Annotated in this window: 15 protein-coding genes and 1 pseudogene; 13 read left to right on the top strand and 3 right to left on the bottom strand. The window is 71.9% G+C overall.

The window, feature by feature from the left end; genetic code table 11:
* Positions 1-18 precede the first annotated feature (18 nt).
* The 11 genes and pseudogenes from WMF20_RS42715 (at position 19) to WMF20_RS42665 (ending at position 17,286) form a co-directional block, all read left to right on the top strand.
* Positions 19-420 (top strand): hypothetical protein, encoded by a 402-nt coding sequence (locus tag WMF20_RS42715; protein ID WP_129579629.1) that lies wholly within the window; start codon positions 19-21, stop codon positions 418-420.
* On the top strand, positions 417-1,430 hold the full coding sequence (locus WMF20_RS42710) for a Gfo/Idh/MocA family protein (RefSeq protein WP_437607445.1): 1,014 nt from the start codon (positions 417-419) through the stop codon (positions 1,428-1,430). The genes WMF20_RS42715 and WMF20_RS42710 overlap by 4 nt, the downstream gene beginning before the upstream one ends.
* Positions 1,431-1,639: 209 nt before the next feature.
* Complete coding sequence (locus tag WMF20_RS42705) at positions 1,640-1,978, top strand: gamma-butyrobetaine hydroxylase-like domain-containing protein (RefSeq protein ID WP_129579627.1); 339 nt, start codon at positions 1,640-1,642, stop codon at positions 1,976-1,978.
* Positions 1,975-2,739: a ribosome biogenesis GTP-binding protein YihA/YsxC gene (gene yihA / locus WMF20_RS42700; RefSeq protein WP_129579626.1), complete on the top strand. Its 765-nt coding sequence runs from the start codon at positions 1,975-1,977 to the stop codon at positions 2,737-2,739. The genes WMF20_RS42705 and yihA overlap by 4 nt, the downstream gene beginning before the upstream one ends.
* A 210-nt stretch (positions 2,740-2,949) precedes the next feature.
* Positions 2,950-5,535, top strand: a complete 2,586-nt coding sequence (locus WMF20_RS42695) for an NADH-quinone oxidoreductase subunit L (RefSeq protein ID WP_437607443.1) — start codon at positions 2,950-2,952, stop codon at positions 5,533-5,535.
* A 7-nt stretch (positions 5,536-5,542) separates the two neighbouring features.
* A complete protein-coding gene (locus WMF20_RS42690; RefSeq protein WP_437607441.1) occupies positions 5,543-7,792 on the top strand; it encodes a complex I subunit 4 family protein in 2,250 nt (749 codons plus the stop codon).
* A 3-nt stretch (positions 7,793-7,795) separates the two neighbouring features.
* Entirely contained in the window at positions 7,796-9,316 is a 1,521-nt protein-coding gene (locus WMF20_RS42685; protein WP_437607439.1) for an NADH-quinone oxidoreductase subunit N, read from the top strand.
* Positions 9,317-9,426: 110 nt separating this feature from the next.
* Positions 9,427-11,577 carry a beta-galactosidase gene (locus tag WMF20_RS42680; protein ID WP_437607438.1) on the top strand — a complete coding sequence of 717 codons (2,151 nt, stop codon included), beginning with the start codon at positions 9,427-9,429 and terminating at the stop codon, positions 11,575-11,577.
* A 234-nt stretch (positions 11,578-11,811) separates the two neighbouring features.
* Positions 11,812-12,360: pseudogene (locus tag WMF20_RS42675) on the top strand (DUF6531 domain-containing protein); the annotation flags it as partial.
* Positions 12,361-12,415: 55 nt separating this feature from the next.
* Complete coding sequence (locus WMF20_RS42670) at positions 12,416-16,051, top strand: RHS repeat-associated core domain-containing protein (protein WP_437607436.1); 3,636 nt, start codon at positions 12,416-12,418, stop codon at positions 16,049-16,051.
* 230 nt (positions 16,052-16,281) lie between these two features.
* Complete coding sequence (locus WMF20_RS42665) at positions 16,282-17,286, top strand: hypothetical protein (protein WP_129579621.1); 1,005 nt, start codon at positions 16,282-16,284, stop codon at positions 17,284-17,286.
* Positions 17,287-17,374: 88 nt separating this feature from the next.
* Here WMF20_RS42665 and WMF20_RS42660 read toward each other — a convergent pair whose 3' ends face one another.
* Positions 17,375-17,815 (bottom strand): TM2 domain-containing protein, encoded by a 441-nt coding sequence (locus WMF20_RS42660; protein ID WP_020740646.1) that lies wholly within the window; start codon positions 17,813-17,815, stop codon positions 17,375-17,377.
* 540 nt (positions 17,816-18,355) lie between these two features.
* On the opposite strand from WMF20_RS42660, the gene WMF20_RS42655 reads away from it, so the two are divergent.
* A complete protein-coding gene (locus WMF20_RS42655; RefSeq protein ID WP_437607434.1) occupies positions 18,356-19,480 on the top strand; it encodes an AI-2E family transporter in 1,125 nt (374 codons plus the stop codon).
* A 27-nt stretch (positions 19,481-19,507) separates the two neighbouring features.
* On the opposite strand, the gene WMF20_RS42650 is transcribed toward WMF20_RS42655, so the two are convergent.
* Together WMF20_RS42650 and mrtC are read right to left on the bottom strand one after the other, a co-directional pair.
* The gene (locus WMF20_RS42650) at positions 19,508-20,257 is read right to left on the bottom strand and encodes an HAD family hydrolase (RefSeq protein WP_129579619.1); all 750 of its coding nucleotides are present in this window, start codon (positions 20,255-20,257) and stop codon (positions 19,508-19,510) included.
* Positions 20,254-21,057, bottom strand: coding sequence for a myxosortase MrtC (mrtC, locus tag WMF20_RS42645; protein WP_129579618.1), 804 nt, complete (start codon positions 21,055-21,057; stop codon positions 20,254-20,256). The genes WMF20_RS42650 and mrtC overlap by 4 nt, the downstream gene beginning before the upstream one ends.
* A 200-nt stretch (positions 21,058-21,257) precedes the next feature.
* Between mrtC and WMF20_RS42640 the strand changes: the two genes are divergently transcribed.
* On the top strand, positions 21,258-22,790 hold the full coding sequence (locus WMF20_RS42640; RefSeq protein WP_437607432.1) for an extensin family protein: 1,533 nt from the start codon (positions 21,258-21,260) through the stop codon (positions 22,788-22,790).
* The last annotated feature ends 95 nt before the right edge of the window (positions 22,791-22,885 follow it).

Raw genomic sequence — 22,885 nt, 5'->3', positions numbered from 1 at the left:
GGCTATACGCCATCGCGGATGGACTACGGCAAGGCGATGCGGACGCTGCTGCTCGTGGGCACCAGCGCCGTCGCCGCCGGCGCGGTCCTCTGGGTGCAGTCGCGGTTCAACGCCTCGGATCGCAGGGCGGCGCTCGGCATCGTGCAGCAGTACCGGGCGGAGGGCGGCCGGAGCGTGCCGGAGGCGATCGGCGCGCGGCACCCGGGCCAGCCGCCCGTGTGGAGCACCGCCACCGAGTCGGCCTGCTTCCAGCACGTGCGCGTGCGCGCGACGATCGAGGGAGAGCCGCGCGCGGCGTACGACTTCCTCGTCGACATCAACGGGCCGTCGATCCACCCGGGCAACCGCGACGGCGAGGCGATCCTCGGCGAGCTCGGGCGTCCGCCGGCCGAGTCCGCCGCCGCGCCGGGGGCGCCGTGAGCGTCCGCGTCGCGCTGCTCGGCTGCGGGCGGTGGGGGGAGAAGCTCCTCCGCGCGCTGTCGGAGAACGCGCGGGCGCGCGTCGTCGCGGTGGCGGACGTCGACCGCGGCCGCCTCGCGCGGGCGCGGGCGCTCGCCCCGCGGGCGCGGCTCGTGCGGACGCTCGACGAGGCGCTGGCCGCGCGCGTGGACGCGGTGGTCGTCGCGACGCCCGCGGCGAGCCACGCCGAGCTCGCGCTGCGCGCGCTCGAGGCCGGCGCCGACGTGTTCGTGGAGAAGCCGCTGGCCCTCTCCGCGGCGCAGGCGGATCGCTGCGCCGCGCGCGCTGCGGCGCTCGGCCGGGTCGGCATGGTCGGCCACCTGCTCCGCTACCACCCCTCGGTGGTGCACCTCGTCGCGCTCGCGCGCGAGCGGCGCCTCGGCGATCTCGTGAGCTTCAGCGCGGCGCGCCTCTCGACGGGCGGCGCCGGCGGCGGGGCCCGCTCGGCGCTCTGGACGCTCGGGCCGCACGACCTCTCGGTGCTGTCGGCGCTCGACCCGAGCCCGCTCGTCGAGGCGCGGGCCCACCTCTCGCCGGGCGGCGAGCACGTCACGCTGTCGGCGCGCCTCGAGAGCGGCCTCACCGCGCAGATCGAGCTCTGCTCGTCGAGCCCGACCAAGGAGCGGCGGCTGCGGCTCGCCGGCAGCGCGCGCGTCGCGCTCTTCGACGACGTGCGCGCGCCCGACCGGCTGGCGCTCCTCGACGCGCGCGGCGCCGCGGCGGGCGCGCTCTTCGACGACGCGCGCGAGCGCGCCGAGCGCGACGCGCTCGCGCGCGCCGTCGAAGAGCGCGAGGTCGAGGTGCCGTGGCGCGAGCCGCTCTCGGTGGAGATCGAGCACTTCCTCCGCTGCGTCGAGGACCGCGCGCCGCCGCTGACGCCGCTCGACGAGGGCGCCGCGGTGGTGCGCGTCCTCGAGCGCGTCGAGGCGACGCTCGCGCCGGTCGAGGCGCGGGCGGTCGCGGCGGGGTAGCCGCGGCCGGCGCACGGCCGGCGCTCGCCGGCGCCGCGCTCGGGAGGGCGCGGCGAGGCCGGCGGCCGGGGCCGGCGGCCCTCGCCGGAACGGGCGGAGACAGCGGGGACGTCGCCAAGACGGGCGCGGCGCATTTTGCGACGAGATGAGCCCCGCTGCGCTTTGCAGCGCCGGATCGGCGTGGTACTGCGGTGCGCCGGAAGGGGACGATGCCGCAGGATCCGAAGCTCACACCCACGCAGGTCAAGGCGCCGCACGGCGCGCGGGTGATGGAGATCCACTGGGCCGACGGCCACCGCAGCGTCCTCCCGCACGAGATCCTGCGCGGGTACTGCCCGTGCGCGAACTGCCAGGGGCACGGCGGCACGATCAACTTCGTGCCCGGGGGCGATCTGGACGTCCGCGAGATCGAGCAGGTCGGCAACTACGCGCTCCAGTTCACCTGGGGAGACCTGCACGATTCGGGGATCTACACGTTTCGGTACCTGCGCTCGCTCTGCCAGTGCGACGAGTGCAAACCGCAGTTCCAGCCGCCCCGCTCCAAGTGACCGCCCGCCGCCCGCCCAAGCCTCAAGCAGCTCCCCCGCCGGCGCGCGCCGAGCGGCAGCTCGATCCGTTCCAGATCGTCGACTCCTCCTTCGTCGCCGGCGCGGCCTCGCTCGCGTCGCTCCCGCCGCCCGCCAGCGCGGAGGTGGCGTTCGCGGGGCGCTCGAACGTCGGCAAGTCGAGCCTCATCAACACGCTGGTCGAGCGCAAGGGGCTCGTCCGGACGAGCTCGAACCCGGGCTCGACGCGGCAGATCAACCTGTACGAGGCCCGGGCGCGCGACGGCGTGGTGTTCCAGCTCGTGGATCTGCCGGGGTACGGCTTCACCCGGCGCTCGAAGGCCGAGCAGGCGGCGTGGGCGTCGCTGATCGAGGGCTACCTGCGCGGGCGCATCACGCTCACCGCGGTGCTGCTCCTGGTCGACGCGCGGCGGGGGCTCGAGGAGGACGACCTCGAGCTCGTCCGCTTCGTCGAGGCGTCGCGCGACGTGGCGCGCCGGCCCGTGGAGCTGCTCCTCGTGGCGACGAAGATCGACAAGGTGCCCCGCTCGTCGGTGCGGCGCGCGCTGGATCAGGTGTCCGCCGCGGCGCCGCGGGCGGCGAGCGGCGCGCTCCGCCGCGCGGTGGGCTTCTCGTCGATCACCGGAGAGGGCAGGCGCGAGCTGTGGCTCGCGATCCGGCGCGCGACGCTGCTCGGCAGCGCCGCGCCGCCGAGCAGCGGCGCGGCGGGCGAGGACGAGGAGCGGCGGGCGACCGACGGCTGACCTCGCGGCGGTGCGAGGCGCGCGGAGGAGCGGCGTATCTCGCCCCAACGCGGGGCCGATGGAGGTATAGACCCGCCGTCTGAGCCTCCATGAACGTGCGGCTCCTCCGGCTTCGCGGGGGAGTCACCAGAGCCGAACGTTCCGCTGTCGCGCCGCGTCTCGCCGTGCAGGGCGCGCGAAAGCCCACGTTCTCACCGGCTGCCCCCAACGATGCCCGACTACTCCGGCCAGGTCACGCACGTCCACGCGTCGCTGACGCCGCTCTGGTGGATCCCGCTCCTGCCGCTGCTCGGCGCGGCGACGAACGCGCTCTTCGGCCGCGCGCTGCAGCGGAGCGCGTTCGGCCGCGATCTGTCGAAGCGGCTCCACATCGGGAGCTTCGGCGTCACGCTCGTCGCCGTGGGCGCGATGCTGGGCGCCTTCGCCCTCGGGCTCGCGAATTTCGTGGCGCTCGCCGGGCTCGCGCCGGAGGAGCGCGCCCTCTACAGCTTCGCCTGGCAGATGGTGCGCATCGGGTCGCTCGACGCGAACTTCGCGTTCGTGATGGACCCGCTGAGCGGCCTCATGACGCTGATCATCACCGGCGTCGGCGCGCTCATCCACGTCTATGCCGCGTCGTACATGGAGGCGGAGCCCTCGTACTGGCGGTTCTTCACGTACCTGAACCTCTTCGTCTTCGCGATGTTGCTCCTCGTCCTCGGGGACAACCTCATCGTGATGTTCTTCGGCTGGGAGGGCGTCGGCCTCTGCAGCTACCTGCTCATCGGGTTCTGGTACCGCGACTACGAGAAGGCCTCCGCCGGCATGAAGGCCTTCGTCGTGAACCGGATCGGCGATTTCGGCTTCGTGTGCGGCCTCGCGCTCCTCTTCTGGGGCCTCGGCGCCAGGTGGCTCGACGACGGCCGGTACCTGTCCGACTACCGCGCGCGCTTCATCGCGGTCGCCGCGGAGGCGCGCGGCGACGGCGGCGCCCCCGCCGGGACGACCGACGCGCCCGCGAGCAAGCCCGGCGAGCGCAGGGCGCTGCGCGCCGGCGCCAAGGGCTACCTCACCTTCACCGGCCACCCCGGCGCGCGCGTGTACCTCGGGATCGCCGACGCCGCGCAGCTCGCGTCGAACCCGCGGCCGTTCGGCGTGTCGCCCTTCATCCGCAAGGAGATCGACGCCGGGGCGCACTCCGTGGTGATCGTGCCGGGCGACGGCGCCGTGATCGGGGGCGACGGCCTCGAGATCGCCGCGATCGAGCGGATGCGCGTCGAGCCGGGCAAGGAGGTCGTGGTGGCGACCGTGGGCTCGACGGTCACCTTCCGCGAGATCCACGACCAGCTGGTGATCAAGGACGCGGGCGGCAAGGCGTTCCTCAAGGAGGCGCTCGAGGCGAAGACGGTGTGGGGCGTCTCGCTGATCACGCTGGCCTGCCTCTTCCTGTTCGTCGGCGCGGCGGGCAAGAGCGCGCAGATCCCGCTCTACGTCTGGCTGCCCGACGCGATGGCCGGCCCGACCCCCGTCTCCGCGCTGATCCACGCCGCCACCATGGTCACGGCCGGCGTCTACATGATCGCGCGCCTCAGCTCCCTGTTCTCGCTGAGCCCGGTCGCGGGCGGGCTCGTCGCGCTGATCGGGGCCTCGACGGCGCTCTTCGCGGCCACGATCGGCTTCTTCCAGTACGACATCAAGAAGGTGCTCGCCTACAGCACGGTGAGCCAGCTCGGCTTCATGTTCATCGGGGTCGGCGTGGGGGCGTACTGGGCCGCCGTGTTCCACCTGATGACGCACGCCTTCTTCAAGGCGTGCCTCTTCCTCGGCTCCGGCTCGGTGATCCACGGGATGCACGCGGTGGAGCACGACGAGGCCGCGGCGCAGGACATGCGCAACATGGGCGGCCTCCGCCGCGTCATGCCGCGCACGGCGCGGGCGTATCAGGTGGCGTGCATCGCCATCACCGCCGCGCCGATCCCGTTCTTCGCCGGCTTCTGGTCCAAGGACGAGATCCTCTGGAAGGCGTTCGGCACCGAGAACACCGGCCCGATCCCGGGGCTGCTCATCTACGGGATGGGGCTCGCGGCGGCGCTCTGCACCTCGTTCTACATGTGGCGGAGCTATTACCTGACGTTCGAGGGGCCGCACGCCCGCGAGGAGATCAAGGCCAAGGTCCACGAGTCGCCGCCGGCGATCACGTGGGTGCTCGCGGCGCTGGCGGTGCTGTCGGCGCTCGCGGGCGCGGTGTTCGGCTTCTCCAGCCACTTCGTCGGCGGCCACGGCGAGCCCCTGCTCGAGGCGTGGCTCCATCCGGTGTTCGCCCACGCGGACGTCTCGTTCCAGCGCCACGGGCTCGGGCTCGAGCTCGCGCTCATGGCGCTCTCCGTCGGCGGCGCGATCTTCGCCTTCTCGCGCGCCCGCGCCCGCTACGGCGAGCGGCGCTCGGCGCGCTGGGCGGAGGAGGAGCGGCGGCTCCCGGGCTATCGGCTCCTCTCGAACCGGTACTACGTCGACGAGGTCTACGACGCGACGGTGGTGCGCGCCGCCCTCTCGCTGCGCCTCTTCTTCGCCGACATGGACCGGTGGATCGTCGACGGCATCGTCAACGCGGTCGCGGTCCTGACCCGGGCCGCGGCCTGGGTCACGGGCGCCATCGACAGGTACCTCGTCGACGGGGTCGTGAACCTCGTCGCCGAGGGCACGTTGAGCGCTGGCGCGAAGCTCCGCACCCTGCAGACGGGGCGCATCCAGAGCTACGTCTACTTCCTCTTGGGCGGCGTCGCCTTGTTCAGCATCGTTCATTACTTCCTGCGGTGAACGGCGGATGTCGAACCTCTCCTTCGTCAACACGCGCCGCGGCGTCGCCCTCGCGACCCCGGTGAGGTCCACCTCGATGAAGCTCCTGATCCCCCTCCTGGCCGCGCTCTCCGTCGTGCTCGGCGCGGCGTGGCCCGCGGCGGCGCAGGCCCTCGATCCGCCGCCGGCGGCGCTCGAGCCGCGCGGCCAGATCGCGCTGCGCGCCGAGGCGCCCGGCGCGCCGGTCGAGCTCGCCGCGAGCGGGCCGGACCACGCCGGCTCGTTCGCGATCGAGAACCGCGGCGACGGCCCCCTGAAGGTGACGCGGGTGATCGTGCGCACGTCGCCCGAGGACCCGCGCGTGCCGCCGGGCGTGAGCGCGGAGCTCGAGGGCGGCGGCACCGCGGCGAGCATCCCGCCGGGCGGGAGCCGGAAGGTCGTGGTCCGGTGGAGGACCGAGGGCGTGCGCGCGCGCGAGCTCTACGGGCACGTCGTCGTCGAGTCGGACGCGGTCGAGGCCGGCGCGGCCGCGCCGGGGCGGACCCTGGCCATGGGCATCCACGCGGAGCGCGGGCGCGGCCTCGGCTTCGTCGGCGATCACATCCTGTCGATCCTGACGTTCCTGCCGCTGCTCGGCGTGGTCGCGGTCTTCGTCGCGCACCTCCTGCGCTACCAGGACGACCGCAAGCTCCGGCTGCTGACCGTCGTGCTGATGGGCGTGAACCTCGTCCTCGCGGGGTGGCTCTACGCCCAGTTCGACCGGAGCTTCACGCGGGCCGACGGCAACGACGGCTACCAGTTCATCGAGCACGGCGTGTGGATCCGCTCGCTGAGCGTCGAGTACTTCGTCGGCGTCGACGGCGTGTCGATCTCGATGGTCCTCCTGACGGCGCTGATCTCGTTCGTGGGCGCCCTCGCGAGCTACAGCGTCCACGATCAGCTCAAGGGCTACTTCGCCATGTACAACCTCCTCGTCACGGGGATGTACGGCGTCTTCATCGCCCTCGACCTGTTCCTCTTCTTCGTCTTCTGGGAGGTGATGCTCCTGCCGATGTACTTCCTCATCGGCATCTGGGGCGGCCCCCGCCGCGAGTACGCGGCGATCAAGTTCTTCCTCTACACGCTGGCCGGCAGCGTCTTCATGCTGCTCGCGTTCATCTGGTTCTACCTGAACGCCGGCCACACCTACCTGATCGACGGCCAGGCGACCGAGCGCATCTTCTCGATCCCGGAGCTCTCGCGCGTCGCCTGGGCGGCGCAGGGGCTCGAGATCCTCGGCGTCGCCGCGGTGAAGGTGGTCTGGATCTGGCTCTTCCTCGGGTTCGCCATCAAGATCCCGATGTTCCCGTTCCACACCTGGCTGCCGGACGCCCACGTGGAGGCGCCCACGGCGATCAGCGTGATCCTCGCGGGGGTGCTCCTCAAGATGGGCGCCTACGGCCTCCTCCGCATCAACTTCTCGCTGCTGCCCGAGGCGACGCAGTGGGCGGCGCCGGCCATGGCGGCGTTCGGGGTGATCAACATCCTCTACGGCGCCTTCTGCGCCATGGCGCAGAGCGACCTGAAGAAGCTCGTGGCCTACTCCTCCGTGAGCCACATGGGCTTCACGCTGCTCGCGCTCGGCGCGATGACGCCGCAGGGCATCCAGGCGTGCCTCGTGCAGATGTTCAACCACGGCCTGATCACCGCGATGCTCTTCACCCTGGTCGGCGTGGTCTACGACCGCGTGCACACGCGCGACATCGACAAGTTCGGCGGCCTCGCCTCGGAGATGCCGCTCTACACGGCGTTCGTTGGCTTCGCGTTCATGGCGTCGCTCGGCCTGCCCGGCCTGTCCGGCTTCTGGGGCGAGGCGATGACGTTCATCGGCGCCTTCGCGCGCTACCGCGCCCTCACGATCCTCGCCGCCATCGGCGTCATCATCACCGCGGCCTACCACCTCTGGGCGCTCCAGCGGATGTTCCTCGGCACGTTCCGCGCGTCGTGGCGGCAGAGCAAGTACCTCGAGCCGTTCGGCGGGAAGTTCCCGGAGATCAGCGGGCGAGAGCTCGCGTCGATCGCGCCGCTCGCGGCGCTGATCCTCCTCCTCGGCTTCTGGCCGCGCCCGCTCCTCAGCCTCATCGACCGCGGGGCCCTCGAGGTGCACCGCCTCGTCGACAGGCCGGGGCCGTCCCAGATCGCCGGCGAGCCCGGCGTGGACAGCGGCGCGCCGGCCCGCGCGGCCGCCCCGGGGGAGGGCGACGCGGCGGGTCGGGGCGCCCTCGCCAGCGCCAGATAAGCCGTGGAAACCCGCACCTTCGACAACGTCGCGAGCCTCCCGTATTTCGCGCCGGAGCTCGTCCTCATCGCCGCCGCGCTGCTGCTCGTCGTGTGGGACCTCGCGTCGCCGGCGCGCCTCAAGATCGCCGGCCTCGTCGTCATCAGCCTGGCCGCGCTCGGCGCGTCGGGCGGGATGGGCGCCTACTTCCTGGCGACGGGCGCCGGGCCCCACGAGCTCTTCTACGGGATGCTCGCGTTCGATCGCTTCTCCAACCTGTTCCGCGTGATCTTCGCCTTCGTCACCGCGACGATCGTCCTCTTCTCGGTGCCCCCGAGGGGGCCGGGGGCACCGCCCGAGCTCCGGCGCGACTCGGGCGAGCTCTTCACGCTGATCCTCGTGCTCTCGCTGGGCATGAACCTCATGGCGGCGAGCCGCCACCTGCTGCTCATCTACCTGTCGCTCGAGCTCGTCAGCGTGATCAGCTTCGTGCTGGCGGGCTTCAAGATCGGCGACGCGCGATCGAGCGAGGGGGCGCTCAAGTACGTCATCTTCGGCGGGGTCGCGTCGGGGATCATGCTCTACGGGATGAGCTGGATCTTCGGCATCACCGCGTCGATGCACCTCGGCGAGTGCGCGGCCCGGATCGCCGCGCTCACGGCGCAGCAGGGCAAGGTGCCCGAGGTCGTGTTCGTCGGCACGGCCTGCATGCTCGCGGGCTTCGGCTACAAGATCAGCGCGGCGCCGTTCCATATGTGGACGCCGGACGTGTACGAGGGCGCGCCGACCCCGGTGACCGCGTTCCTCTCGGTCGGGCCCAAGGCCGCCGGCTTCGCGGTGCTGGTCCGCTTCTTCTCGGACGCGCTCGGCGCCGGGAGCGCGCCGCCCGGCGTCGCGACGCCGTGGCCGGTGCTCGCCGGGGGCCTCGCGATGGCGACCATGACGGTCGGCAACCTGTCGGCGCTCGGTCAGGAGAACGTGAAGCGCATGCTCGCGTACTCGAGCATCGCGCACGCCGGCTACATGCTGCTCGGCTTCGCCGTGTTCAGCGACGCCGGCGTCGCCGCGATCGCGTTCTACATCGTCACGTACTGCTTCATGAACCTCGGCACGTTCATGGTGGTGATGGCCGTGGCCGAGCAGAGCGGCGGGGACGAGACGCTCTCCGCCTTCCGCGGGCTCGGGCGCCGCGCGCCGCTCGTCGCCGCGGCGATGGCCGTGTTCCTGGTCTCGCTCACCGGCCTGCCCCCGACGGCGGGCTTCGTCGGCAAGTTCTACCTCTTCTCGGCGCTGCTCACCGCCGGCGGCCCGTGGCGCTGGGTGATGGCGATCGTCGGCGTGGTGAACAGCGTGATCTCGCTCTTCTATTACGCGCGCGTCCTCCGCGCGATGTACCTCGAGAAGGGCGAGCACACCGAGCCCGCATCCGTGCGGCCGCTGCTCGGCGCGACGGCGTGCGCGCTCGCGGTTCCGACCCTGCTGCTCGGCGTCTACTGGGCGCCCGTTTACGATTTCGTGGCGCGCTCGCTGACGATGCTGCGCTGAGCGCCGCGCGGTCGAGCGAGCGCGCGGCCGCGCTCCTCGACCGGCGCGCGCTCGCCCGATCGCACGCGGCGGTATCGATCTCCCTGCGATCCTTGCTAGTGTGCGCGCGCGTGGCCACGACGCAGGACGCGAGCTCTCCAGGGGAACGTTTCACGCGGGGGGTGCGCCTCGTCCCGGGCGGCCTGGACATCGGCGGCAAGCTGGTCCCGCTGTACGCCGGCGCCCTGCATTACTGGCGGCTCGACCCGTCGGACTGGCGCGCCTGCCTCGAGGCCACGCGCGCGCTCGGCGTTCACCTGATCGACATCTACGTGCCTTGGGCCGTTCACGAGACCGGTCCGGGCCAGTTCGATTTCGGCCAGCTCGACGTGCGCCGCGACGTCGGCGCCTTTCTCCGCCTCGCGCACGACCTCGGCTTCTACGTCATCGCCCGCCCGGGCCCGCACATCAACGCGGAGCTCACCTGCTTCGGCATCCCCGAGCGCGTCATCTGGGACCCGAGCTGCCAGGCCCGCTCCCCGCGGAACAACCCGGTCGTGCTCCCGATGCTCCCCTACGGGTTCCCGGTCCCGAGCTACGCGAGCAACGCGTTCCACGACGAGGTCGCCCGTTACTTCCACGCGCTCGCCCCGGTGCTCAAGCCGCACCTCTATCCGGACGGGCCGATCGTGCTCTTCCAGATCGACAACGAGGGCGCGCTCTACTTCCGCGACGGCGCGTACGACCAGGACTACCACCCCGACGCGATCTCCCTGTACCGCGACTTCCTGCGCGAGAAGTACCGCACGATCGAGGCGCTCCAGCGCGCGTACGCGCGGCGGGCGGAGCCCGCGCCCGAGGGCGCCGTGGCCGAGGACGCCGGCGCCGCGCTCCTGCGCGCCGTCGCCCGCGATCGCGCGCCGGCCGAGGAGGGCGACCTGCGGTTCGCCACGATCCTGCCGCCGGTCGCGTTCGACGCCGAGACGCCGGCCGAGCTCGCGCGCCACCTCGACTGGAGCGAGTTCCACGAGCACCTCCTCGAGGTCGCCATGGGCCGCTTCGCGAAGGCGCTCGCCGCGGCCGGCCTCGACGGCTTGCCGACGATGCACAACTTCCCGATGGGCCAGGACGCGACGCCGCTCAACCCGGCGCGCATCTCGCGCGTCGTCGACCTTGTCGGCCTCGACTACTACAGCGTCGCGAGCCCGAGCAGCCGCCAGATCATCGCCCGCCGGACGAGCGAGCTGGCCGTGCGCTGCGAGGCGCTCTCCCTGCCGCCGTTCGCGTGCGAGATGGGCGCCGGCTTCCCGCCGTTCTTCCCGCCGCTCGAGGAGCGCGACAGCATCTTCGTGATGATGGCCGCGCTCGCCTACGGGCTGCGCGGGTACAACATCTACATGGCGGTCGAGCGCGATCGCTGGATCGGCGCGCCGATCGATCCGCACGGCCGCCCGCGCCCGTTCGCCGCCTTCTGGCGGAAGCTCGCCGCGGCCCTCGAGGCCACGAGGTTCCACGCGCTGCGCCGCCGCGCGCCGGTGCGCATCGTCACGCCGCGCACCGAGCGCCGGCTCACCCGGGTGATGCACGCCTTCGGCCCGCTCACCGGTGCGTTCTTCTCGATCATGAACTTCGGCGCGCGCGACCGTTGCCTCGAGGACGACGTGGGCCTCGGCTACCCGCTCGCGGTGGAGCCCGACACCTTCGTGCGCGCGTTCGAGGAGGCGCTCGACGCGCGCGGCGTCCCCTACGCGCACGTGGGGGGCGAGGATCGCGACATCTCGCTCGCCGGGGCGCGCTGGGTCATCTGCGCGACCTCGGGCGGCGTGAGCCCGGATCTGTTCGCGCGGCTCGAGGCGACGGCGGGGCAGGGGACGCTGATCACGCTGGGCCCGCGCGAGCCGGCCTTCGACGGCGCGTTCCGCCCGCTCCCGCAGCCTTACGATCTGCGGCGGCTCCTTGCCCCCGGGCAGAACTTGCCTGCGCTCCTCCAGGACAACCCCGCCGCGGCGGACTCCGCGGTGTCGCGTGCCATCGACGCGCTCGGCCTGCCGACGTTCGCGTGCGATCCGGACAGCGTGTTCGCCACGCTGCACGAGGACGCGTCCGGCGCGCCGCGGGTGCTCTTCCTGTTGAACCCCGGGGACGCGGACGTGGTCGCGCGGGTCACCGTGAGCGCGGCGCGCGCGCGCGACGTGCTGGACGACGCGCACTTCGAGGCGAGGCGAGGGGCGCTGGAGGTGCGGCTCGTGCCGCGCTCGGTGCGGATGCTGGCGCTGGAGTGATGGTGCGTGGGGGAGGGGGCCTGGCCGCTTCGGCTCGATCCCTGTTTCCAGTCCTCCCGGAGCATGGGGCCTTAGCTCTCAGGAAGCGTCACCGCGGCTCCCGGTCAGAAGTGTTGCCAGGGCTCGGCTCGTAGCGACCCTGGGGAGTGCGGTCCGGACCGCTCGGGAGTGCAGTGCGGACCCCTGGGGAGTGCAGCCCAGACCCCTGGGGAGCGCAGTCCAGACCCCTGGGAAATGCAGTCCAGACCCCTGGGGAGTGCAGTGCGGACCCCTGGGACGCGCTCTTGCCCGGCGCTGCTTCTCCTCTGCAGACGCTGTTACCCTCGATCCGTGGCACGTACCGCCCCGGTCCCGAACATCCCTGCCATCCCTGGCATGAACCCCGGCGTCTTCATCCTCGGGGGTGGCGGCGCCGGCGGCGGCAGCGGCGGGCGGGGCGGCAACGGCGCCGGTGGTGAGCAGGGCGCGGGCGGCGGAAATGGCGGCAACGGCGCCCAGGGCGGCGGCCCCAACGCCGGGAGCTGCGGCCAGGGCAGCGGCGGCGGTTGCCCCAACCCAGTGCACGGGGGCGGTGGCGGAACGCAGGCGGGGCACCCCATCGATCCGGTCACGGGCCGCGTCTATACCCTCGCCGTCACCGACATGGCGTTGCCGGGAGCGTTTCCGCTCGTGATCGAGCGCGCCTACAGCTCCGCGCAGCGCGACGTCGACGATGGCCTCGGTCACGGCTGGAACCACTCGCTCGGCTGGCGCGTCGTCGAGCTCCGCCGCCGCAGGGTGCGCGTCGTTACGGAGACGGCGCTCGCGTGCGAGGGCCCGCGCCCCGAAAGGCGAGACGGTGAAGCTCCCGGTCGGGCTGCTGACGCGAACCCGCGAAGGCTACTTCCTCATGGCCGACGACGGGATCATGCGGGTCTTCGAGACCGCCTTCGCCATCGACAACGAGTTCCGCTTCAGCGCGCTCCTGGATCGCAACGGCAACCAGGCCCGGCTCTTCTACGAGAACGGGACCGGTCCGCTCCAGTTCGTGAACGACAGCGTGGGCCGGCTGCTCCGCGTGCGGCGGCACGATGACGGCCGGATCGCCGCGTTCGAGGTGAAGAACGCGTCTGCGCGAGGCGCTTGGACGTCGTTCCGCACCTACGAGTACAACGAACGCGGCGATCTCGTGGCCGCGCGCGACGCCCTGGGTCACGCGATGAGCTTCGCGTACGACGAAGACCATCGCCTCGTGCTGGAACGCTGGCCCACGGGCCTCGAGGTGCACTACCGCTACGACAGCCACGGACGCTGCGTGGAGACGTGGTGCAACGATCCGAACGAGCGCGCGCTTTTGGCCGAGGGCGTGCCGGAGGTGCTCGCGGACGGTAGCCGCGCCAAGGGGTTCCTTCACGCGAAGGTCGAGTACTGCGCGGGCGAGAACAACGTCATCACGTCGCGCGCGCTGCGGAGGGTGGAGGTCAACGCCTTCGGCAAGGCGGACCGGATCGTCTGGGCTGGGCAGGTGCACGACAACGTGTTCGATCAGGCGGGCGAGCTCGTTGGCTACCGCGACGGCCTCGGGCGAGGATGGAAGATGGGCGGGGTCGGAGGCGCGTACCGCGTGGTCGACCCGCTGGGACAAGTGACGGAGTACCTGTACGACGATCGCGGCAACGTCGTGACCACGCGCGGCCCCGACGGCCTGGAGACGCAGCACGCGCGCGACGCGAACGGCAACCTGATCTACCTCTCCGACGCGATGGGGCTGATCGCGAGCTTCCGATACGACGAGCGCGGGTGCCTCGTTTACGCCGAGACGGCCGATGGTCGCAAGGCGACGATGAAGTACGACGCGCTCTGCAACCGCGTCGAGATCGTCGAGCCGAACGGCGGCGCGCGAGCGCTCCGGTACGACTTCCTCGGTCGGCTCGTGGAGATGCGGGACGAGAAGGGCGGCGTCCACCGCTGGATATACGACGCGATGGGACGCGCGGTGGAGTACTATTCCCCGCGCGGCGCGCGCACGTCCACGATCTACGACGAGGCCGGCCGCTTCGCCGGCGAACGCGACGCGGACGGCCGCTGGTTCCGGCTGATCTACGCGGGCATCCGCGAGGTGATCGCGGTCGAGCGGAGCGACGGCTCGCGCGTCTCGTACGCGTACGATCGCGAGCTCGGCATGGTGCGCATCGTCAACGAGGAGGGCGACGTGCACGCCATCGAGAGGGATCTCGAGGGTCGGATCCTCTCCGAGCGCACCTTCGACGGCCGCACGCTGCGATACAGGAACGACGGGGCCGGACGGCTGTCGACGATCACCTTCGACGACGGCGAGTTCGTCGAGCTTTCCTACGACGATCTCGATCGGGTGATCGGGCGCGACTTCTCGGACGGCACGTCCCACAAGCTGGAATACGACGAGCGCGGGCGCGTCCTCCTCTTCGAGACAGAGGCCGTGCGCACGCGGTACACGTACGATGGGCGCGGCCGTTGCATCCGCGAGGACACGGAGCTGGTGAACGATCCGTCGTCCGCGACATCGATCCGGCAGGTCTTCGACGGCGGCCTGCTTCGCACGAAGATGGACGTGCTCGGCGCCTTCTCGATCGCCACCTCGCGCGACGCCGCCGGGCGGTGCTCCGCGCTGATGTTCGCGGACGCCCGGGGCGTCGACCAGCCGATCGCGTCGTTCACGTACGATCCGACCGACGCCGAGACGGCGCGCCTCTTCCCCGGCGGCGGCGGCATCGAGCTCACCAGGGACGCGCACGGCAACTTTCTCCGCGCGTCGGTCTTCGGCCGAGACACCGCCGTCGTCCGGCCGGGAGAGCCCGCGTGGGTCGGCAGGCTGGGCGGCCGGGAGACCTTGCGGTTCGACTACCGGTGGTCGCCCGCCGACGAGCTCCAGGTGCTCGCCGATCGCGATCGCGGGGCGCAGTCCTTTGGCTACGATGGGCGCGGCCGCATCTCGCAGAAGCGGCACGAGAAGCGGGCTAGGACCGAGGATTACGTGATGTCGCCGCGAGGCGACGTGCGCTGTATCGATGGCCGCGTGCAATCCCACGCGGGCGGCGGGCGCCTTGTAACCACGAACGGCGCGACCCTCCTCTACGACGCGTGTGGCCGGCTCGTGAAGAAGGTGGAGGGCAGTTCGGTGACCACGTACGCATGGAGCGCGCTCGGCCTGCTCTCGGGCATGGCGCTGCCTGACGGGACGCGGCTTGAGTTCGTTTATGACGGGTTCGCGAGGCGCCTGGAGAAGCGCGTGGTGCGGCGGGACGCGGTGGTGCGGCACCGCTACCGATGGGATGGCGAGGATCTCATCGAGGAGACTGTGGAAAAGGCGAGCACCAGCGGCGCGGCCGCGCCGTTCACGCTGTTCACGCTGGTGGAGCGCCGGCGTTACGCGTACTCACCGGACGCGCCGGTACCGATCGCGCAGGTCATCGACACCGAGGCGGGGCCGGGCGCGTGGCAGTACTTCGTGCACCGGGATGGGGCGCCCGTGCCGCTGGCGCTCGTGGGCGGCGACGGGACGGTCGAGCAGGTCTTCGAGATCGACGCGTACGGCCGGGTGATCGCGGGCGACGCCGCTGCCACGCTGAGCCGGTTCCCGGGGCACTGGTACGAGCCGGAGACGGGGCTCCACTACAACCGGTGGCGGTACTTCGATGCGGCGAGCGCGACGTACCTGAGCCCGGAGCCGCTGGGGATCGAAGGGGGGCTCGAAGCGTACGGGTATGTGAGCGGGAGGCCGCTTGCGTTGATCGATGCCGACGGGTTGATGCGCTCGACGGTGACCTCTCGCCGGGGCGCCGGCCCCACGCAGACCGGCTACTCGGCGCGAGACCCGAGAACACCGCTGACCGAGCCCGGGAGCAATGCGCCATATGAGCGGCAGCTCCACCCTGCCGTCGCGGCCGCGCTCCCAACGCGCAATGCCATGCCAAGGGCGGCAGGTGGCTGCTCCGAACCGGACGCCGTGAGCCGCTACCTTCAGGACTACGAGAGGCGGAATGGGGTCTCATGCGACCCTGGCACTCCGCAGGGGCAGCGTCATCTGCGACGTGCCCTCCGTCGGATGGGCAGCATCGGGAGCAACGACAGCGATCCCAACGAAACCCCGTGCGCGCCGTGCCCGAACTGCTCGCAAATGCTCTCGCGCCTGGACGCGTTGGCGGGCGTGGGGCAGCCTCCGCCCGTAATCCCGGCGTCGCCACCACCACCGCGAAACGCCCCGCCAGGCACCCCACTGCCACCGCCTACAGCGGCTCGCGCCGCGCTCGCCAACACGCAGCTCCGCAACGACATCAACTCCGGAAACCTGACCGAAGCGAATCGCGCGAACTCCGCGAGGTATGCGGAGGTACTGGACCAGCAGGTTGCCGCTGGACAGATGTCGCGGGCGGAGCGGGACCGACGCGTGAGACGGGTCAGCGGAATGAACTCGGGTACGTATGATTATGTGAACGGCCAATGGCAGCAGCTGTGATCTCATCGCAGGAGCGACAACCACTCGACTTCCCGGCGTTGCCCGGCGTCCCGCCCAGCGACCGCGAGCGACTCCGTGCGCGCCTCGCGGCCTGGGAGGATAGTCATCTCGCTTGCACGGGCACCCCCACCGTCGCCCGCGACGAGATTATCGACGCGGTTCGCGCGCGAGGCGGCGACTTGCCATCGGCCCCGGAGACGTGTGGTTCATTCGGATGGTACGAGGGCTCCGTGCTGGTCACCGAGAGCCGCGGCACGTGGTGTCTTTATGCGCAGAGCGCCGAGCAGTTCATCCCCTGGCTACAGGCTTTCGGTGAGCGGCAGCCCCGGAAGCCGCTCTGGTTCCCGGCCTACTCGGCCGTGCTCGCCGAGGACGAGCCGCTGGAAGGCGAGGGACTATCGTTTGCAGACAGGGAGCCCGGCGTCGAGGGATCCTTCCTGGTGCGAAGCGGCAGCGCGACAGCCCGCTATCGCCTCCCTGGCGGAGGGATGTCGCAGGCGCTCGGGAAAAGAGGGACCGTAGGCTTGCATGCTCCATGGCAGTCGTCGTTCGACCACGTGCCTGCGCCCCCGTCGTTCGTGATTGTCGATGATGACGGCTGCGCCCCTTTCGTCGAATGGCTCCATGCGCAGGGCCCCTCGTCGCGCCTCGTCGATGCCGTCTCGGAAGCGCTCGGCATTGCCCATGGCGTCCGGCGATTCGATCGAACCGCCATGTGTGGCCCCGTGCTTTGCCACGCAGAGTTTTTCGCGGGCGTCACTTCCGCACAGGCGTTCGAGTCGCCGCTTCTCCTCTCCGGCGACCCTTGGCTGCCACCCGGTGAGCCCTCGCGATTGCTGGTCGGGTACTGGGACGTCGGAGCATCGGACGCGTTCGTCTACCTTGGTGAGGACCTTCGCGTCTACCGCTATACGTTCGAAGAAGACCTATGGTCCGTCGCGGCGTCGAGCTACGCCGCCTACGTCGAGCGCATCCTCCGCTTCGACGCGAGGGTCGCGGCCACGCTCGCGCTGGATCTCCCGATCAACGAGATCTGCGACCGCCTGGGGCTCGTGATCGATCCGATCGGAACAGATGAGTGGGCAACCCTGGCGGTCTCCACCGATCTCATAGCTTTCCAGCGGCCCGGGGAGCGCTCGCTGCTGAAGTGCTTCTCTCCCGAAGCCGAGGCACGGACGCGCGAGATCGTCGCGGCGCACCAGGGACGAGGCCCAGGCTCGTCCCTGGTTTCATGACAGAAGGAAACACAGAGGCAGCTCGGACACAGAGGAGAGAGTAAAGAAACACTGTGTCCTCGACGAGGCGGCCATGCCGCCTCGTCGGTCAACGGTCGAACTTCAGCGAGTTGCCTTCGGCGTCGCGGAATCGCCCCATTCCGATCAGGAGCATGTCGATCAGCGACCAGATGCCGAGTCCACCGCACGTCAAGAGCTTGGCGATGCCGAGCCCGGTCTGTCCCAGATAGAAGCGATCGGCGCCCAGGCTCCCCAGGAAATAGGAGAGCAAGAAGACCGTGGACTGGCTCTTGGTCGGGTAACCGACGGGCGCGTCGCGCTTGAGCACGAGGCCCTGGGCATCTCGCATGGATCCGGTGCCGATCAAGATCAGATCGATGAGGGTCCAGAAGCCGAAACCGCCGCACGTGAACAGCTTCAGCAGGCCGAGCCCGGTCTGGCCGAGGTAGAGGCGGTCGGCGCCGAAGATCCCGAGAAACGCCGCGAGCAGGAAGGCAGTCGCCTGATCCTTGTCGGAGTAGAGCTGCATCGCTCCCGGCTGGGGCGGCCCGCCGCCGTACGCAGGCGGCGGCCCCCAGCCGCCTCCGGGCGGCCCGCCCTGTCCTCCTCCGGGCGGCGCACCCCATCCTCCGCCCTGCGGCGGATATCCCCCACCCGGCGGCGGGTATCCTCCGCCCGGCGGCGGAGATCCCCCACCCAGCGGCGCAACTCCCCCACCCGGCGGCGGGTATCCCCCTGCCGCCGACGCACCGCCGCCCGGCGCCCCACCCTGGCCGCCCGGCGGGCTCGACCCCCAGCCGCCTCCGTTTCCCCAGCTCCCGCCTCCGTTCCCCCAGCTTCCGCCCCCGGGCGGAACCCCGCCACCGCTCGTGCTCATCTTGCTTCCTCCAGCTGACGCGGCGGTGAAGGCGCCGTCGCCTCCGCGGTCGTCGGCCGAGCTTGACTGTATCCCGGAACCGCCGCGCTGCGCTCGCGGAACGCGGAAATCGCTGGTGGTCGCCGGAGGCCCACCCTACCTTGGCCCCGGAGAGGCCGCTCAGCGCGGCACAACGAGCAAGCGCACCCGACGATGAACCAAGATACCCAGTCGGATCGATGGCTGTCGTTCGCCCTCCGCGCGGCGCTCGTCGCGCTGTTCTTCTGGATGGTGAAGGGGCTGCTCGTCCCCGTCCTGCTCGGCGGCCTCGTCGCGCTCCTCGTCTCCCCGCTCCAGCGCCGCCTCTCGCCGCGACTCGGCCGCTTCCGCCAGTTCGCGCCCGCGATCTCCACCGTCGGCGTGGTGATCCTCGTGTGCATCCCGCTCACCGTGATCATCATCGAGGCCTCCGCCTCGATCAGCCGCTTCTTCGCGCGGGACTGGTCCAGCACCATCGAGCGCGTCCAGGGCCTCCTGAACGACGGCCGGCTGACGGGGCTCATCAACAGGGCGGGCCTCTCCGGAGACGACATCCGCACGTACGTGAGCAACCTGTTCCAGCGGGTGGGCAGCTCGATGGCGAGCTTCGCGGGCGGCATGGTCGCCGCGGTGCCGCAGACCATCGTCGACGCCTTCCTGTTCATCGTGGCGCTCTACTACCTGCTCCGCGACGGCGGCCTCCTGCTGCGCTGGCTGCTCACGCAGTCGCCGTTCAGGAACGAGGAGACCGACGTCCTCTTCGCGTCGATCCAGGACACGGTGCACGGCGCCGTCCTCGGCCTGCTCGCGACGGCGGCCGTCCAGGGGACGCTGACGACCGTCGCGCTCTTCATCTGCAAGGTGCCGGGCGCCTTCCTCCTCGGCCTCCTCGCCACGCTGCTCTCGCTCGTCCCCATGATCGGCACCACGCCGGTGACGGTAGGGGCGGCGATCTACCTGTTCGTCATCGGGCGCATCGGCGCCGGTATCGGCATGTGCGCCGCGGCCGTCGTCGTCGGTCTCTCGGACAACGTGATCAGGCCGTGGGTCCAGAGCTCGCACGGCGGGATGCACCCGCTCATCGCCCTGCTCGCGATCTTCGGCGGGCTCGAGCTGTTCGGCGCGGCAGGCATCTTCATCGGCCCGGTCGTCGCCGCGATCGTGCTGTGGGCGGTCAACACCCGCGCGAGCCTCTCGCGCGGGAGCCTCCCGATGGGGCCGCTCTCGTCGCGGCCGCCGCCCTCGTTCGGCTCGCCCACCTCGCGGCCGCCGCCGGGCTCTCGACCGCCTCCGCCGTGACGCGACCGCGCGCCGCGGCCGGCGCGCTCACCAGCGCTCGATCCGGTAGCCCCGCCGCTCGGCGACCCGGCGCAGCCGGGGATCGGGGTTCACGGCGACCGGCTCCGCCACGAGCTCGAGGAGCGGCAGATCGCTGACGCTGTCCGTGTAGAACGTCGCGTCCTCCAGCCGGAAGCCCTGCGCCTCGGCCAGCGCCCGCGCGCGCGCGACCTTGCCCTCCCCGAGGCAGAGCGGGGGCGCGGCGCGGCCCGTGAAGCGCCCGCGCTCGTCGATCTCGAGCTCGCTCGCGACGAGGTGCTCGATCCCGAGCCGCCTGGCCAGCGGGCGCGAGGTGTAGGGCCACGCGCCGGTCACGATGGCGCACAGGTCTCCGGCCGCCTTGTGCCGCTGCACGGCCTCGCGCCCCGCGTCGGCGATGTGCGGCTCGACGTGGAGCCGGAACCAGTCGTCGCAGCGGGCCGCGAGGACCGTCTCGGGCACGCCCCGGAGCGCGAGCAGCGCGCGCTCGGCGACCTTCTCGGCGTCGAGCACGCCGAGCGTGTATTGCCCGACCCAGTACAGGGTCCGCAGGAGATCGCGCGCGGTCGCCTCGCCGATCTGGCGCTGGTACTTCACGTAGAGGCTCGCGGTCTCCTTGCGCAGCAGCGTGCGATCCATGTCGAACAGCGCCGCGCGTCGGCGCGCGACGCGGCCGTCCCGCGGCGCGGCGCCGTCCTGCCCCGCCGGGCCGGCGCCGCGCGGGGGGCCCGGCGCCGTGTCGTCGAACGAGGTGCTCACGGCGCGTGAACGTAGCCGCTCGCGAGGGTGAGCGAGAAGAGGTTGCACGCCGCGTGGAACAGGAGCGGCGCCCCGATGCCGCCGGTGCGGGCCCGCAGCCACCCGAAGACGAGCGCGGGGAAGAAGACGGCGAGCCGCGCGGGGTGCAGGATCGTGAGCACGTGGCCGAGCGCGAAGATCGCCGAGGAGATGAGCCACGCCGGGCCGAGGGGCGCGCCGAGGACGCGGACGCGCGGCGGGAAGACGCGGTCGAGGGCGCTCTGGAGGTAGCCGCGGAAGAACGCCTCCTCGGGCAGCGCGACCACGAGGAGCTGCGCGGCGATCTCGTCGGCGGACGGCGGGCGCAGCACGAACGGCGAGGTCACGCCCCAGTACAGCCGGTAGCCGAGCCAGAACGGCGGGAAGACGATCGCGGCGACCAGGGCGGCCCAGGCGACGGCGCGGAGCGCGGCGCGGGCGAGCCGGTCTGCCGAGAGCGGCGCGGGCTCGAGGACGCCCCCGAGGGACAGGCCGTGGGCGCGGATCGTCGCCTCGTCGTACCGCAGCACGAGCCAGTACGTCGCCGCGAGGAACGCGAGGCCCACGAGCGTGCCGGCGTAGCTCTTCGGCGCCGCGTAGGACGCCGCCGTCACGGCGGCGGTCGTGATGGCCGCGGCGAGGAGCGCGCGCGCGGCGGTCGGCTCGGGCGGCCGTGGGCGCTCGCCGTGGAGCGCGCCCGCGTCGGCCGGCGCGCCGGGCGTCTCGGCGCCGGCTCGGGGGTGCGCGTCGCGGCTCGGTTCGAAGGGCGTCGGTGGTTGCAAAGGCGTGTTCGTCGCGGAGGGGATGCGCGCGGGGATCGCGCCGTTCTGGGCGTCGAGGCGCCGCGCGCCCAGCGTAACCGCGAGCACGGCGCTGCGCGACGGTCAGCGCGGCGGCGTCGCGATCGCGCTGCTGCTCACCGGTCCAGCCGTCGCCCGCTTTTTTTCGCCTTCCTGCCCGGTCACGTTAGAGTGCGGCCGCTGTGGCGTTTTCCCGACTTCGCTGTCTGCTGAAGCCGCTGGCCGGCGCGCTGCTCGCATCCGTCGCGACGCTCGATCCGGCGCCCGCGCTGGCCGCGTCGCCGTTCCTCGTGACGCCGGAGGCGAGCGTCGCCGAGGCCTCCCCGGCGTACCGCTACGCCAACATGACGGACGACGAGGCGCTGGCCGAGCTGGATCGCCGGAAGATCCTGTACCTCAGGGTGGATCACGCGCCCGGGGTGCGCGCGCCGATCCGGCTCACGGGTCGGCTGAACGGCGTGTACTACCATTCCGTGCTCCCGCCCGAGCAGCGCGTGACGAGCATGTTCGAGATCCTGGACGCGCGCCTCGCGCTCGCCCTCGACGATTTCGCGGCCGTGCTCGTGCGGCACGATATCGACGAGGTCGTCCATTACACGATGTACCGACCCAACATGCCGATGCCGGGCCGCGAGCGGGGAGACGGCGAGGGGGAGCACGCGCACGGGGCCGTCGAGGCGAAGGCCGCGGACAGCGACGTTCGCAAGGAATCGACGAGGCCGGCGCCGCCGGTCGAGCTGGGCAAGAAGGGCGCGCTCGACGGGACGTCGAAGGCGCCCGAGGAGCGCCCGCGACGCATGAAGGAGAAGGGCGGGGCGGAGGCCGGCGCGAAGGGCAAGGGCGGGGCGGAGGCCGGCGCAAAGGGCAAGGGCGGGGCGGAGGCCGGCGCAAAGGACAAGGGGGCGGCGGAGGCCGTCGCAAAGGACAAGGGGGCGGCGGAGGCCGTCGCAAAGGACAAGGGGGCGGCGGAGGCCGTCGCAAAGGACAAGGGCGGGGCGGAGGCCGTCGCGAAGGGCAAGGGCGGGGCGGAGGCCGGCGCAAAGGACAAGGGGGCGGCGGAGGCCGGCGCGAAGGACAAGGGGGCGGCGGAGGCCGGCGCGAAGGACAAGGGGGCGGCGGAGGCCGCTCGAAACACCGCGTCGAGCGCGCCGAACACCCAGGAGCGGGCGACCGCGGCGCGCAGCGCGCCGGCCAAGGCGGCCGGCAAGGCAGGAACGCGACGCTCCGCGCGCCGCAAGCCCGTGGCCTCCCGCGCCACGACATCCGCGACAAAGCGCCGCGGCGACGTGGCGCTGCGCAGCGACGCCGGCCAGGAGCCTCGCGGCGACGCGGCGCTGCGCAGCGACGCCGGCCAGAAGCCCCGCGGCGGCGTGGCGCTGCGCAGCGACGCCGGCCAGAAGCCCCGCGGCGCGTGGGCTCCGCCAGGCACGCGTCACCCGGCCGGCCTGGCCATCGACGTCGGCGCCCTCAAGAAGCGCGACGGCACCTGGATCAGCGTCGCGCGCCATTTCCACGGCCGCATCGGGGACAAGACCTGCGGCGAGGGGGCGCCCCAGCCCGAGCTCCCCGAGGCCCGCGAGCTCCGGTCGATCGTGTGCGAGGCGGCAGATCTCGGGATTTTTACATACGCGCTGACGCCCAATTACAACGCGCCGCACGCCGACCATTTCCATATGGAGATCAAGCCGGGCGTCCGGTGGTTCCTCTATCACTGAGCGCGCGCCGCGCCCCTGTACAGCCCTGAACGGCGCGCCGCGCCCACTGCACATCCGTTGATTGCGCGTTTTTTGATGCGTCGAGCGGTTTGTCC

This window comes from Sorangium sp. So ce834, assembly GCF_051521425.1.
Taxonomy (GTDB): domain Bacteria; phylum Myxococcota_A; class Polyangia; order Polyangiales; family Polyangiaceae; genus Sorangium; species Sorangium cellulosum_D.
The sequence above is the reverse complement of the archived record's forward strand: the minus strand, read 5'-3'. Positions and strand labels throughout refer to the sequence as shown.

Excerpts from the sequence above, each read along its gene's own strand:
- WMF20_RS42690 (WP_437607441.1), top strand. The coding sequence starts at position 5,543 with ATGTCGAACCTCTCCTTCGTCAACACGCGCCGCGGCGTCGCCCTCGCG.
- WMF20_RS42660 (WP_020740646.1), bottom strand. The coding sequence starts at position 17,815 with ATGCAGCTCTACTCCGACAAGGATCAGGCGACTGCCTTCCTGCTCGCG.
- WMF20_RS42705 (WP_129579627.1), top strand. The coding sequence starts at position 1,640 with ATGCCGCAGGATCCGAAGCTCACACCCACGCAGGTCAAGGCGCCGCAC.
- WMF20_RS42655 (WP_437607434.1), top strand. The coding sequence starts at position 18,356 with ATGAACCAAGATACCCAGTCGGATCGATGGCTGTCGTTCGCCCTCCGC.
- WMF20_RS42695 (WP_437607443.1), top strand. The coding sequence starts at position 2,950 with ATGCCCGACTACTCCGGCCAGGTCACGCACGTCCACGCGTCGCTGACG.
- WMF20_RS42715 (WP_129579629.1), top strand. The coding sequence starts at position 19 with ATGGACTACGGCAAGGCGATGCGGACGCTGCTGCTCGTGGGCACCAGC.